This window comes from Metabacillus sp. KH_069, from assembly GCF_057838075.1.
In genome coordinates this window covers 2,073,522-2,087,058 of sequence record NZ_CM174460.1, presented here as the reverse complement: position 1 = coordinate 2,087,058, position 13,537 = coordinate 2,073,522, and the positions used below count along the sequence as shown (strand labels likewise).

19 protein-coding genes are annotated in these 13,537 nt (G+C 40.5%); 9 read left to right on the top strand and 10 right to left on the bottom strand.

The features are described 5' to 3' along the window. Entirely contained in the window at positions 1-1,965 is a 1,965-nt protein-coding gene (gene parE, locus AC3ISE_RS10335; protein WP_489224104.1) for a DNA topoisomerase IV subunit B, read from the bottom strand. A gap of 332 nt (positions 1,966-2,297) precedes the next feature. Here parE and AC3ISE_RS10330 point away from each other — a divergent pair, with 332 nt between their 5' ends. Continuing rightward, positions 2,298-2,894, top strand: a complete 597-nt coding sequence (locus AC3ISE_RS10330) for a helix-turn-helix transcriptional regulator (protein WP_489224103.1) — start codon at positions 2,298-2,300, stop codon at positions 2,892-2,894. Positions 2,895-3,142: 248 nt separating this feature from the next. Here the strand turns inward: AC3ISE_RS10330 and AC3ISE_RS10325 are convergent, their stop codons facing one another. After that, the gene (locus AC3ISE_RS10325) at positions 3,143-3,556 is read right to left on the bottom strand and encodes a CoA-binding protein (protein WP_489224102.1); all 414 of its coding nucleotides are present in this window, start codon (positions 3,554-3,556) and stop codon (positions 3,143-3,145) included. 114 nt (positions 3,557-3,670) lie between these two features. On the opposite strand from AC3ISE_RS10325, the gene plsY reads away from it, so the two are divergent. The 3 genes from plsY (at position 3,671) to AC3ISE_RS10310 (ending at position 5,859) form a co-directional block, all read left to right on the top strand. Next, positions 3,671-4,255 carry a glycerol-3-phosphate 1-O-acyltransferase PlsY gene (gene plsY, locus AC3ISE_RS10320; RefSeq protein ID WP_489224101.1) on the top strand — a complete coding sequence of 195 codons (585 nt, stop codon included), beginning with the start codon at positions 3,671-3,673 and terminating at the stop codon, positions 4,253-4,255. Positions 4,256-4,367: 112 nt separating this feature from the next. Next, positions 4,368-5,486: a CapA family protein gene (locus AC3ISE_RS10315; RefSeq protein WP_489224311.1), complete on the top strand. Its 1,119-nt coding sequence runs from the start codon at positions 4,368-4,370 to the stop codon at positions 5,484-5,486. 70 nt (positions 5,487-5,556) lie between these two features. Next, the gene (locus tag AC3ISE_RS10310) at positions 5,557-5,859 is read left to right on the top strand and encodes a HesB/YadR/YfhF family protein (protein ID WP_489224100.1); all 303 of its coding nucleotides are present in this window, start codon (positions 5,557-5,559) and stop codon (positions 5,857-5,859) included. An 11-nt stretch (positions 5,860-5,870) separates the two neighbouring features. On the opposite strand, the gene AC3ISE_RS10305 is transcribed toward AC3ISE_RS10310, so the two are convergent. The 7 genes from AC3ISE_RS10305 to acnA all read right to left on the bottom strand — a co-directional run bounded on the left by AC3ISE_RS10305 (position 5,871) and on the right by acnA (position 10,905). Further along, positions 5,871-6,173, bottom strand: a complete 303-nt coding sequence (locus tag AC3ISE_RS10305) for a hypothetical protein (RefSeq protein WP_489224099.1) — start codon at positions 6,171-6,173, stop codon at positions 5,871-5,873. A gap of 8 nt (positions 6,174-6,181) precedes the next feature. Continuing rightward, a complete protein-coding gene (locus AC3ISE_RS10300; protein ID WP_191556956.1) occupies positions 6,182-6,598 on the bottom strand; it encodes an acyl-CoA thioesterase in 417 nt (138 codons plus the stop codon). Positions 6,599-6,727: 129 nt separating this feature from the next. Continuing rightward, entirely contained in the window at positions 6,728-6,955 is a 228-nt protein-coding gene (gene tlp, locus AC3ISE_RS10295; RefSeq protein WP_489224098.1) for a small acid-soluble spore protein Tlp, read from the bottom strand. 94 nt (positions 6,956-7,049) lie between these two features. Then, positions 7,050-7,193 (bottom strand): acid-soluble spore protein N, encoded by a 144-nt coding sequence (locus AC3ISE_RS10290; protein WP_070877360.1) that lies wholly within the window; start codon positions 7,191-7,193, stop codon positions 7,050-7,052. Between the two features lie 68 nt (positions 7,194-7,261). Beyond that, a complete protein-coding gene (locus tag AC3ISE_RS10285; RefSeq protein WP_375142520.1) occupies positions 7,262-7,402 on the bottom strand; it encodes an FbpB family small basic protein in 141 nt (46 codons plus the stop codon). A gap of 105 nt (positions 7,403-7,507) precedes the next feature. Next, the gene (locus AC3ISE_RS10280) at positions 7,508-8,020 is read right to left on the bottom strand and encodes a TlpA family protein disulfide reductase (protein ID WP_489224097.1); all 513 of its coding nucleotides are present in this window, start codon (positions 8,018-8,020) and stop codon (positions 7,508-7,510) included. Between the two features lie 158 nt (positions 8,021-8,178). Then, entirely contained in the window at positions 8,179-10,905 is a 2,727-nt protein-coding gene (acnA, locus tag AC3ISE_RS10275; RefSeq protein ID WP_489224096.1) for an aconitate hydratase AcnA, read from the bottom strand. Between the two features lie 242 nt (positions 10,906-11,147). Between acnA and sspO the strand changes: the two genes are divergently transcribed. Further along, positions 11,148-11,297, top strand: a complete 150-nt coding sequence (sspO, locus tag AC3ISE_RS10270; protein ID WP_489224095.1) for a small acid-soluble spore protein SspO — start codon at positions 11,148-11,150, stop codon at positions 11,295-11,297. Between the two features lie 34 nt (positions 11,298-11,331). On the opposite strand, the gene AC3ISE_RS10265 is transcribed toward sspO, so the two are convergent. Beyond that, positions 11,332-11,595: a hypothetical protein gene (locus AC3ISE_RS10265; protein ID WP_191556957.1), complete on the bottom strand. Its 264-nt coding sequence runs from the start codon at positions 11,593-11,595 to the stop codon at positions 11,332-11,334. Between the two features lie 130 nt (positions 11,596-11,725). On the opposite strand from AC3ISE_RS10265, the gene AC3ISE_RS10260 reads away from it, so the two are divergent. From AC3ISE_RS10260 to AC3ISE_RS10245, 4 genes are all read left to right on the top strand, one after another. Further along, a complete protein-coding gene (locus tag AC3ISE_RS10260; protein WP_070877355.1) occupies positions 11,726-11,872 on the top strand; it encodes a small acid-soluble spore protein P in 147 nt (48 codons plus the stop codon). Between the two features lie 260 nt (positions 11,873-12,132). Next, positions 12,133-12,537 carry an Hsp20/alpha crystallin family protein gene (locus AC3ISE_RS10255; protein WP_489224094.1) on the top strand — a complete coding sequence of 135 codons (405 nt, stop codon included), beginning with the start codon at positions 12,133-12,135 and terminating at the stop codon, positions 12,535-12,537. Between the two features lie 361 nt (positions 12,538-12,898). Continuing rightward, entirely contained in the window at positions 12,899-13,078 is a 180-nt protein-coding gene (locus AC3ISE_RS10250) for a hypothetical protein (RefSeq protein ID WP_489224093.1), read from the top strand. A gap of 256 nt (positions 13,079-13,334) precedes the next feature. Further along, on the top strand, positions 13,335-13,493 hold the full coding sequence (locus AC3ISE_RS10245; protein ID WP_489224092.1) for a YflJ family protein: 159 nt from the start codon (positions 13,335-13,337) through the stop codon (positions 13,491-13,493). Positions 13,494-13,537 lie beyond the last annotated feature (44 nt).

The following is a 13,537-nucleotide window of genomic DNA, read 5'->3' as shown; positions in this document are numbered from 1 at the left end:
TTATTCCTCCTCTGCGACGGATAAGTTCTCGTTTTCTAAGATGTTTGTTTCTTCATCTAATCCAAATGCAACATTGCTTTCGATCCATTTCCGTCTTGGCTCAACCTTGTCACCCATCAATGTTGTGACACGTCTCTCAGCACGTGCGGCATCATCAATGCGGACACGGATTAACGTTCTAGTCTCGGGATCCATCGTCGTTTCCCACAGCTGGTCTGCGTTCATTTCTCCAAGGCCTTTGTAGCGCTGTATCATATAGCCTTTTCCTATTTTTTTCAAAACAACCTGCAGTTCTTCATCAGACCAGGCATATTCCACAACCGCTTTCTTTCCAGCACCTTTGCTGACTTTGTATAAAGGAGGAAGTGCAATGAAAACTTTGCCTGCTTCGATGAGCGGCTTCATATAGCGGTAAAAGAAGGTTAAAATCAGCACTTGAATATGTGCTCCGTCTGTATCAGCATCTGTCATAATAATGACTTTATCGTAATTGCAGTCTTCCACATTGAAATCGGCTCCAACACCTGCTCCAATAGCATGAATGATTGTATTAATCTCTTCATTTTTGAAGATGTCGGCAAGTTTGGCTTTTTCTGTGTTAATGACTTTACCACGCAGAGGAAGAACGGCCTGAAAGCGTCTGTCCCGGCCCTGTTTCGCTGAACCTCCGGCAGAATCACCCTCAACCAGATAGATTTCATTTCGCTGAGGATTTCTGGATTGTGCGGGGGTAAGTTTTCCGCTGAGCGTGGCCTCTGAACGTTTTCTTTTCTTTCCGGTTCTTGCTTCCTCACGGGCTTTTCGTGCTGCTTCCCTTGCTTGAAAAGCTTTAATCGCTTTTCTGACAAGAAGCGTGCTTGTCTCCGGATTTTCTTCTAAAAAGTAAGCTAGGTTTTCCGATACGACAGAATCAACAGCAGATCTTGCCTCACTTGTACCAAGCTTTCCTTTGGTCTGACCTTCAAATTGCAGGAGCTCTTCCGGGATCCGAACGGAAATGATGGCTGAAAGCCCTTCGCGTATATCCGAACCATCAAGGTTTTTATCTTTTTCTTTTAAAATGCCGACTTTTCTTGCGTATTCATTAAATGCACGGGTCATCGCTGTTTTGGAACCCGCTTCATGTGTTCCGCCGTCCTTTGTCCGCACGTTATTTACGAATGAGAGGATGTTCTCTGAATAACCGTCATTAAATTGAAAAGCAAATTCAACTTCGATGCTGTTTTGTATCCCTTCAAAGGAAACAACATTGTGCAGGGAATCTTTTTCTTCATTCAAGTATGCGACAAAGGCTTCTATCCCTGTTTCATAGTGATAAACGTCTTTTGTTTGATTCCGTTCATCAATCAGCTCAATTTTCAGGCCTTTTAAAAGAAATGCCGATTCCCGTAAGCGCTCGCTTAATGTCTCAGCGTTATAGGTTGTTGTGCTGAATATAGAAGGATCAGGTTTAAAATGAATGATTGTGCCTGTCTTGCCTGATTTTCCAAGTTTCTCAAGTGTTGTTGCAGGTTTACCGCCATTTTCAAATCGCTGTTCATAGACAAATCCATCACGGTGGATGGTAACGACAACCCATTCAGACAGTGCGTTAACGACAGAAGCGCCAACCCCATGCAGACCGCCGCTCGTTTTATATCCGCCTTGTCCAAATTTTCCTCCGGCATGCAGGACAGTCATAATGACTTCCGCTGTCGGTTTTCCGAGCTTGTGCATTCCAGTGGGCATTCCGCGCCCTTTGTCCTGAACAGAGACACTGTTATCTTTATGTATTTTTACGATTATATGATCTCCAAATCCGCCAAGTGCTTCATCAACGGAATTATCAACGATTTCATAGACGAGGTGATGCAAGCCTCTCGCATCTGTGCTGCCGATATACATACCCGGTCTTTTCCGCACTGCTTCTAATCCTTCTAATACTTGAATCGCATCATCATTGTAATCAAATTGCTGCTTACCCAAACGATTTAAGCTCCTTTCAAAAAAACAAATGTCACGTCAGAGATTGCTGCACATTAAGAACGTATGTTTCTATATCATATCTTACCATCAGGCAACGTGACAAGTCCTGCACCTTTACTCTCTTTTAAGTTTACCATTGTTTAGAAAAAGTGACGTATAAAAAATAAATATCCAAGCTATATTTTATCTGTTGCTAAGGATTTCGCAAACTAAATCTTAGCAGATGCAAGCTGAAATTGAAAATATTTTGGAAAAATGTTGAAAATGCAGTTGTTGGGATATATCATAATGATATATCAGTTTGATACATTAATCCATAAGGAGGCATCTCATTGTCGATTGAACACTCTATTTTAGCAGTGATCAGTTTTAATCCCGCTACAGGATACGATATTAAAAGTGAATTTGAGACCAAAGCTTCAAGTCTTTTTTGGGGAATGAGCTATGGGAGCATCTATCCCAAGCTTAAAAACCTGGAGGAGAATGGCTACATTTATTCTTTATTAAAAGAACAGGGCGGCCGGCAGAAAAAGCAATATGAACTGACGAAAAAAGGCTGGATTAAACTTGAAAACTGGCTGTCTGAAGCCCCGGCCTATCCTTCTGTCAAAGATGAATTATTTATGAAATTGGCAGCATGGCATACAGAAATGGATGAAACTATTCTACTTTCACATCTGGAGAAAAGAAAAGCTGAAAGTACGGAGCTTCTTCAATACGTCCGTCATTGGCAGCAAAACGGCACTTCATTTATTTCAAGTATCGGAATGATTGGCATCCGCTATGCAGAAATGAAATTGGAAACTGAAATCCGCTGGATAAATGAATCTGCAGAACAATTAAAAACGGGTGCCCTTCCGCCGTCACAAGACCCCCGCAGCATGGAAGAAAAGCTTCTTGACAGGCGCAGCAGCAAGTTAAATTCTTGATTTTACAGAAGGTTATGCTGTGAAGGCAGGTCTATTTAAACCTTTAAAAAACCCCGCTTACTGCACGCTTGCTATGCTTTCCGCTCCAACAGCGGGAGCATTTCTCCCCATGGATTAGGCTCAGCAGGTGTACTTGTTTATAAAGGTGCTGCGACGGTTGTTTTAGGAGCGATTGCTGCATTTTCCAAACCATCATCTTCTCTCAAGAATCAGAACATAGGAAAATCACAGGGTCATCCCCTGTGATTTCATTTTGTTAAAGCGTGTTCTACTTTAATGCAGCGGTCCATAATAACCGTGAAGCCTTTATCTTTTAACAAATGATAGGCATCCTCATTTACTAGACCTAATTGAGCCCAGAAAACGTCGGCATCAATTTCTAAGAACTCCTCTGCAACAGGAAGTAAATGCTCTGACCTGCGAAAAACATTCACAATGTCAATATGACCGTCTATTTCTTTCAATGAACCAACTGCCTTCACACCTAAAGCTTCCTTTATCGTTGGATTCACTGGAATGATTTCATACCCTGCATCCTGCATAGCTTGACTGACCATGTAAGAAGTGCGGTCTGGCTGATCTGACAGCCCAACGACAGCAATTCGTTTGCTCTTTTTTAATATTTTTCCAATTTCTTCTCTGGGTGGGATGGATATACTCATAGTAAAAACTCCTTTTGCATAATTTTTTTCGTTTCTTTTTTATGACGTAGTCTTAAGTGCTAGTTACATGATAAAATAGTTTTATTCAATTATAGATTAAGGAGAGCGGATCCATTGATTATTGCAGCCATTATTATTTTAGCTTATTTACTCGGTTCCATTCCTTCAGGCCTTATTGTCGGGAAAGTGGGATACGGAATTGATATCCGTGAACATGGAAGCGGAAATCTGGGAGGAACGAATACATTCCGTACTCTTGGTGTAAAAGCAGGACTGCTTGTGACCATTGCGGATATTTTAAAAGGAACGCTTGCAGCATCTCTCCCATTCTTTTTTGGCCTGGAAAACGTGCATCCGCTGCTGATCGGAATCTTCGCTGTCATCGGCCATACGTACCCGCTGTTCGCCAATTTCAAAGGCGGCAAGGCAGTTGCTACTTCAGGAGGAATTCTTTTGTTCTCGGCACCGCTTATGTTCGTGACGATGCTTGCTGTCTTTTTCCTCCTCTTATACTTAACAAAGTATGTATCGCTGTCATCCATGCTTACTGGCATCTATGCCATTATTTTCAGCATTTTCATCGGTGATCCGGTATTAATTGCAGTCGTCAGCATTCTGGCCCTGTTTGTTATATACCGTCATCGTGCCAATATTAAACGTATCAGAGAGAAAACAGAACCTAAAGTAAAATGGATTTAAAGCTGCCCCCGGGCAGCTTTTTTTAAATTTTCTACAGCATAAATAGGATTTCCTTTTTTTATCCTATCGTTTATGATAAGGAAAAAGAATCATTATAGGAGAAAACAACATGATGAAGAAATGGATCCTCTCAGCTGTCGTTCTGCTGGCCTTAATCGGAGCGGCATTCTTTCTTTTGGCTGAACCAAAGGAAGATAAGGAATACCCTGTGAAAGCGCATTCTGGAATGAATGTGAATCAGCCGCCCAAATCCTTCAAATCAACCGTAACACTCTCGGCAATCGGAGATATTTTAATTCACGGGCGCGTATACAATGATGCTAAAACAGGCAGCACTTATGATTTTAAACCAATGATAAATGAGGTAAAACCTTTGATAGGCAAGAGTGATATCACATTCGCCAATCAGGAAACAATGATTGGCGGCATTGAAATTGGTTTATCCACTTATCCGTCATTTAACAGCCCATTTGAGGTAGTAGATGCATTTCAGGATGCAGGTGTAGATATAGCCGGGATTGCAAATAATCACACGCTTGACCGCGGCGAGAAGGCCATATTGAATGCCACAGACCGCTATGATGAAATCGGGATGCCTTATGTGGGCGGCTACCGCAACAGTCAAGATGCAGATACTCCACGGGTCATCAATAAAAATGGCGTGAAATTAGGGTTTCTGGCTTATACATACGGCACGAACGGGATTCCAGTTCCAGAAGGAAAACCTCATCTCGTTAACTTAATTGATAAGCCCAAAATGATGAAAGATATTGAAGAAATGAAGAAGCTTTCAGATGCCGTCATTGTAAGCATGCACTGGGGAGTGGAATATATCCGTCTTCCTAATGAGGAGCAGCAGGAGCTTGCACAGTTTCTGGCCGATCAGGGCGTTCATTTAGTTATCGGGCATCATCCCCATGTCCTTCAGCCGATGGAATGGGTAAAAGGAAAAAATGGAAATAAAACATTTGTCGTGTATTCTTTAGGAAATTTCTTATCAGGTCAAGTTGGCGAATACAAAGAAATCGGCGGAATTTTCTCCATAAATCTGACGAAAGCACTTACTAATGGAACTAAAACAGTGGAGCTGACGGACCCAGGCTTCGTTCCTACAATTGTCGTCAGTCAAAACAATCAGACTTACCGTGTAAAAGAGCTGAAAAATGTAGATCAGACGCAAAATAAAGAGATTCAAGAGCACATGTTTCAGCATTTAAATGAAGAAAAATAAAAGTAATTTGCATCATTCTGTTTTTGAATTGTCTTTTCGTGGTATCGTATGAGAGAAGGAGTGATACTCATTGAATATACATATTAGTGACAAAGCTGCAGAGTGGTATCAGAAGGAAATGAATGTAGCAAGCGGAGATTCGTTTCGATTTTTTGTCCGTTACGGAGGAAGCAGCACCATTCAAAAGGGTTTTTCTTTAGGTGTAGTGAAAGATCAGCCAAAGGAAGCCGGCGCAAAAACAGAAAAAAACGGGATCATCTTTTTTATTGAAGAAAGTGACATATGGTATTTCGATCAAAATGACTTGGTCATTGACTTTGACGAAAAAAAAGGGGAACCCGTTTTTGATTATAAAAAAACCGCAGATAAATAATCTGCGGTTTTTTAACGTAAACGGAAACGCTTGATATGTTCAACAAGGTTATGTGCTTCTAATACTCGAATTTGCACATCTCCCATAAGGTCAAAATGCGGAAAATCCTTGTCATGATGAATCCACTCTTTCCTTAATCCAAATGTTTCTCCCCACTTGATGAGTTTAGGCAAATCAGAACAGCCTGCTTTTGTAACTGCGTGAGAGGCAGGAAATCTTGGATCTGTCCAAAAATGGGTCAGAAATGCAAGCTCTCCTTTTGCTACCTGACCTTTCCAAAGAGCAAGTTCCTTGCGTTTAATTCCAAATGCCACAGAAATCCCTACTTTTTCGCTTTTTCATATGCCGCGTGCCATTCCGGATATTTTTTGCGGATCTGAATCGGTTTGAAATTTTCTTTTTTGACGCACACATGGTTTGAAACGGCCTGAAGAGCCAGTTCTCCCTCAGGTGTGTACATTTCGTAGCCGTATGCCACTTTGAAGCCGTTATATTCTTCTATCCAAGTATGTACTCTGACTGTCTCGCCGTATTTCATCGGTTTTTTATATTGAACCTGCAGATCAATAACTGGTGAGATAATTCCTTCTTTCTCCATATCTGCATATGAAAAGCCCAGATCAGAAATCAACTGCGTTCTGCCCACTTCCATCCATACTAAATAATTCGCATGATAAACGACACCCATCTGATCGGTTTCTGCATACCTTACTTCTATCTCTTTTTTTGAAACATGCATATGTGTTCCCTCTCCTTATGAAGCACCAAAATTTAGGTCAATGAATAAATATTATCATACCATACGCTCTCTTTTTCATACAAAAGATAAAGGATGTCCCTGTTTTAGGACATCCCTTGTTTTTAGTTATTAATAGCCATTCTCGCGTGCAGAGGCCTCATCCCTGATTTCAGCACGGAAACCTTCAAGACTTTCTTCACGGCGGTGGTTTTTAGCTTCAATGCGTGCTTTTTCTTCGCCGCTTGAAAACTCTGCCGTCTCTTGTGCCTTTTCAATATTTTCGATTGTATTTTGGACCATATCCTGCAGCTTTTCAACATTATCTGAACGATCGTCTGGATTTGCTTTATAACCCATGTGAACACATCCTTTTTTAAATTTGATTAAAATAAGAAGAAATGCAAACAGTCGGTAAGTTTACATAATAATTTTATGGAAACATCTTCTTTGCTTACTCACCTTTTGTTTGCATTACCTGTGCATGTTCATGTGATTTATTTTGCATTTTTTTCCCTTTATTCCCGCCAAAACCTCTTGATTTTGTTCCAATGTGGTTTGGAGTGAAATGGCTTTGTTTATCATTCGAGTTTGTCATGATCTTTCGCCTCCTCACTATTATCTTCACCAGTTGAGCGGCAATCATAACAGCCAAGTGTTGGGGATTTAGCTGAGCTTATCAAGCAGCCTTTGCTCTACTCTCTCCTCGAGCCGGTTTAAAGCTTCCTGGTCCTTCAGCAATTCCTTCTTATTTTCAAGAACTAATTCCTCAAATGTCATTTTTTTAATTTTTCTCAAGCGGGACACCTCCATACGTATTATATTCAGTTTTGCCATAATCAAGAAAAATAGTACAAGTTTTTAGAAAAAACAAAAAAAGACTGTTCAAATAAGATGAGCAGTCTCTTACAGTTACAGTTCCAGCAGCTTTTCCATTGTTTCCTTTGTCATAGCACCGCGGGAAATATTCATAATGTTTCCTTCTTCATCAAGAAAATAAGTTGTAGGATACGAATAAACTTCATATTGAACACTTACTCTTCCATCCTTATCCAAGGCTACAGGAAAGGTAAGTTTTCGTTTTGAGATGAATGACTCAACATCTTCTCTGCTTTTTTCAGCATTCGTCATATTTACAGCAAGAACAACCAGATCATCCGGATGCTCATTCTGCAGCTTTTGCATTTCAGGCATCTCCGCTTCGCACGGAGGACACCAAGTAGCCCAGAAATTCACCATCACTTTTTTGCCTTTTACGTCATCTAAGTGAACGTTTTCTCCATTTAGCATTTCAAGTTCGAATTGGGGCGGCTTATTTCCAACCTCCAGCCCTTCTTTAGGTTCTTTAGGCAAGATGGCAAACCAGACTGCATAGCCCGCTAAAAATACCAGCAGACCAATGGCAAGTATTCGTTTCAATTTCATTTCCCCCTTGCTGCTTATCCCTTATAACTCAATAATATGTAAGGATGATGATAGTAGGACAACCACCTATATACGTTCTATTTTATTAAATCATCTCTTTTTAAAAAGGACAATAAATCCACGAAAAAAAAGGACGGAAACTCCGTCCTTTTCATCATTTAGCCTTTAATTTTTTCGCGCAATACCATTTGAAGGATGCCGCCGTGACGGTAGTAGTCAACTTCAACATCACTGTCGAAACGGACAAGCACTTCAAATTCTTTTACGCTGCCTTCTTCATCAGTTGCTCTTACTTGAACATGGTCGCGAGGTTTAACTGTCTCATCAATCAGAACTTCGATTGTTTCTTTACCAGTTAAGCCAAGCACTTCAGCACTTTCACCCTGCTTGAACTGAAGCGGCAGAACACCCATGAAAACAAGGTTGCTTCTGTGAATACGCTCAAAGCTTTCAGCAATAACTGTTTTAATGCCCAAAAGGTTTGTGCCTTTTGCTGCCCAGTCACGTGAGCTTCCCATACCATAATCTTTGCCGGCAAGAACGACAAGACCTGTTCCGTCTTGTTTGTACTTCATGCAAGCGTCATAGATAGAAGTCACTTCGCCTGTTGGCCAGTAAGTTGTGTAGCCGCCCTCTGTTCCAGGTGCTACTTGGTTTTTGATGCGGATATTAGCAAATGTTCCGCGCATCATCACTTCATGATTTCCGCGGCGAGATCCGTATGAGTTAAATTCTCTCGGGCTGACGCCTTTTTCCTGAAGGTAACGGCCTGCAGGAGTATCTTTTCCGATTGAACCGGCTGGCGAGATATGATCAGTTGTAACTGAATCTCCGAATTTTGCAACAACGCGCAAGTTCGTAAGCGGCTCAACTAGACCCGGCTCTGGATTTAAGTTTTCAAAGAAAGGAGGATTTTGAATGTAAGTGGAATCCTGATCCCATTGATACAATGCCTCATCTGTCGTCTGAATCGCATTCCAGCGCTCGTTATCATCAAATACTCTGCCATATTCCTGACGGAAGAGCTCCGGTGTTACCGTTTGTTTTACAATCTCATTGATTTCGTCCATTGAAGGCCAGATATCGTTGAAGAAAACATCATTGCCATCCTTGTCTTTACCCAATGAATCATTTTTAAGATCAATATTTACTGTTCCAGCTAAAGCGTAAGCTACAACTAACGGAGGTGAAGCCAAATAGTTCCCTTTTACAAGCGGGTGAATTCTTCCTTCAAAGTTACGGTTTCCTGAAAGAACGGAAGTCACAAGCAAGTCATTTTCAGCAACTGCTTTTTCAATCTCTTCTGCAAGCGGACCAGAGTTCCCGATGCATGTTGTACATCCATAACCGACAACATTGAAGCCCAATTGGTTCATATATGGAAGCAAACCTGAGTTCTCAAGGTAGCCTGTTACAACTTTTGAGCCTGGAGCTAGAGAAGTTTTCACATAAGCAGGAACCTTCATGCCTTTTTCGATTGCTTTTTTAGCTACTAAACCAGCTCCAACCAATACATATGGATTAGAAGTGTTTGTGCAGCTTGTAATCGCAGCAATAGCAATTGCCCCAGTTTTCATTTTTGTTTCTTCACCGTTTGCAAGCGTTACGCTGATTTCCTTATTTGCTTCTGCTGCTTCTAAACCGAATCCCTGGTTGCCTGCTGGAGCAGCAAGAGCTGTCTGGAACGATTTCTGCATAGCTGATAGAGGAATTAAATCTTGAGGACGCTTAGGACCTGAAAGATTTGCTTCAATCTCAGAAAGGTCAATTTCAACAACAGATGTGTAGACTGGCTCTACATCTGGTGAGAAGAACAATTCATTTTCTTTGCAGTATGCTTCAACAACATCGACAAGCTCCTTGTCACGGCCAGTTAACTTCATGTATTCAAGTGATTCATCATCTACCGGGAAGAAACCGCAAGTTGCGCCGTATTCAGGTGCCATGTTGGCAATTGTTGCACGGTCTGCAAGCGGAAGCTGAGGTACACCAGGTCCGAAGAATTCAACAAACTTGCCTACAACGCCTTTTTGACGAAGGACTTGAGTTACTTTAAGCGCTAGGTCAGTAGCCGTAGTGCCATTTGGCATTTGGCCAGTCAATTTTACTCCGATTACTTCAGGAACAGGGAAATATGATGGCTGTCCAAGCATTCCAGCTTCAGCCTCAATGCCGCCGACACCCCATCCTAATACGCCGATGCCGTTGATCATTGTAGTATGTGAATCCGTTCCTACTAATGAATCTGGATATGTTTCAAATGTACCGTCTTCGCCTTCAACTGCATGAACAACGTTTGCCAGGTACTCAAGGTTTACTTGGTGAACGATTCCAGTTGCAGGAGGTACAGCTCGGTAATTATTAAACGCTTTCTTTGCCCAGCTCAAAAATTTATAGCGCTCAGCGTTGCGTTCGAATTCAAGTTCCATATTGAATTGCAGGGAGTCCATTGTTCCCGCTTTATCAACCTGTACAGAGTGGTCGATGACCAAGTCCACTGTAATTTCAGGATTAATAACGTCAGGGTTGCCGCCAATGTCTGCCATTGCCTTACGAAGTGAAGCAAGGTCTACTACAGCCGGAACGCCTGTGAAATCCTGCAGAATAACACGTGATGGCTTAAATGGCACATCAAGCTCTTTTTGCTCTGCAGTTCCCCATTTCGCTAAATTTTCAACATGCTCTTTTGTGATGACTCTTCCGTCTACTTGTCTTAATACAGACTCAAGCAGAACCTTAATGGAGTATGGCAATTTCGAAATATTACCGACTCCTGCATCTTCTAATGCTTTTAATGAGTAATAGTTGTATGTTTTTCCGCCTACTGTAAAACTTTTACGCGCTTGGAAAACATCGTGATGTGATAATTGCTGTTGTTTCGTCATATGTTTTCTCCCCTTTTAAATCAAAATCGACGTGTGTCGAAACCTCGGTCTCTCCCACCAAATTATTCGCACAATTTCATCTTAATACATGTTTTAACATAAGTAAATAACAATGCTGTTATCAAACTACATAAGTAGTTCTTATAGTTGTAAACTTCAGTACTTTTTTAATATAAAGAATTGTAAACGTGCACATCATTTCCTCTAAGAAACAAACACTATATCCATGGGGGTGAAAGACAATGGCAAAACGTAAAGCAAACCATGTTATAGAAGGCATGAATGCTGCTTCTGCACAAGGAAAAGGGACTGGATATAATGAGGAATTTTCGAATGAGCCTCTGACTGCAGCTCAGAAGCATAATAATAAAAAACGCAAAAAAAATCAGTAATCAAAAAACGACGGATTTCCCGTCGTTTTTTAACTTATTGTTCCTCAATATTCACTTCTGCGACAATTCTTGAGAGATCTTTCCTGTATTGCTCTAAAGTTGCACGCTGTGTTTCTGAAGCCACTTCAAGTGCATTGTTAATTTGTTCATATGCTTCATTCACTTCTTCTCTTAAGTGGCTGAGCTGAATGCCGTAATCTGAACTGTCTTCTGAAAGCTGCTGATACATATTTTCCGCCTGGGCGGTTCCTTGCTGAGCAGCCTGAAAAGCCTGCTGTTTATTCTTATGATAAGGCATATAATTCCCTCCTGTAGTAATGCTGATATGTAGCTTATTGTTGGACATAAATGGTCATATTATACAGGCTTTAACTTGTATGTTTGCACCGTAAAAGTTTCATCCTATTTAGAAAGGATGGTGAAAAAACATGGCCAATAAAAATGACAGCAAAGATATGCACAAAAATGCACCTAAAGGCGATAATCCGGGTCAGCCTGAACCTTTAAGCGGATCTAAAAAAGTGAAGAACCGCAACCATACCCGCCAAAAACATAATTCTCATCACGATATGTAAATACAGCAAAATGAACGGCTCTGCATAAGGCATCCGTTCACCTATTTTTATTTTTACGGCCAAGCATGAACGCTCCTCACTAATAATAAAATATTTTATATAGCCCCCTCCAATTTTAGATTAAGTATGAAAACTCTTCTGCTGATAACTGTAAACCCTTTCACTGCCTTTACTCTTCTATATTTGTTTTACTTCCATTCACGCAATGTCTATGAACTGAATAAGATTTAAGTAGTATGGTTTTTGGAGGTCAATATGAGATGGATAAAAAAAAGCGTTCTAAGCCATCTGATCTAAGCTGTATTGAAGACTGGATGAATCAATTTTTCACAGATCCATTCTCAGCTCTGCTTGATTACCATTCTTTTCGTGTGGATTTATTTGAAACAAGTGATGAATATATCGTAGAAGCAGAATTCACAAATGTTAATCCAGAAGATATAAAAATAGTAACCAATCAAGAAACGCTAATCATTTCTGCCCATCCTTCTCTATCTGCAAATGAAGACAAAGATCAGCTGGAAAGATCCATTCTTCTTCCTTTTTCACTTGAGAAAAAAATGATAGAAGCCTTTTTTTCAAATGATATTCTGGAAGTTAAAATATGTAAAGAAGGCAGCTGTGACCGTTCCGGGTGTCACATCCCTGTCCAATTTACAAATTAAAGCAAGATATTGTCTTGCTTTTTGTTTTGAGTAAATCATATTTTAAGAAGGCTGTTTTCGCATAGATTGTTGTTTTTGATTATAAAGTTGTCTGTTCCTTTCCGCTCCAGGAACTTGCTTTCCGCGGGGAGCGTGGAAGCCTCCTCGGCGAGCCTGCGAGGTCTTCCATTTCGCTCTATTTTCCCGCAGGAGTCAAGTTTATCCGCCACAATCCACTAATGGTTTTAAACTTCTAGTCTAAAAGCAACAATATTTACGAACAGAGCCTTTAAGAAAGACCATTTTTCAGTTTCATGTAGGTGATGGTTTAGACAAGTCCTTTTTAATTCGCATATTAGTATTGAAAAGGAGCGTGAAAGGTTTGGGTATGTATATTAAAAGTCTCGTCATTCATCAAATTACAGGCGGAGTAGTGAATTTCGGAAATTCCATTCATACAGGATCTAATGAAACAAACAAGACCGTTCAGGATTCAGAGCAGGCAACGAGCGAAACGGCACCTGAAAAGATGCCGCCGTTAATAGTCCGATTCCTTTTTTAATCCAGAATTTTTCGGGATATGGGTTTGAACATTTATTTCAATTTTTTTTATCTCATTGTGCCCGCAGCGAGTGCATTGTTGGTTATCGTTTAAAAGCAGCATACAATTTGTACAATAATACTTCTCCATGTCTGAGCCTCCTATAGAGCAATATATGTTGGGGAGGCTTGAAAGTTTCTTTATAATGGACTGTCCTTGTTCTGAAAAACTCCTTTTCATCATATTTTCTTCTAACTATATAAAAAGGGGTTTTCTTATGGCTTATTACGGATCAAAAGGATGGTATGTGAAAAAACTGAGAGAGATGGGGATCACCAAACATCCCATTGAAAGACGGAAATTGAAATTATACAAAACCTTCGTTCTCCGCAACCTCTATTTTCAGTTCACTCAAGAAACGGATGAAACTTCCTGAGATCAGGGAGTTTCTTTTTATGAGTAAATAGAACTAAAAAATTT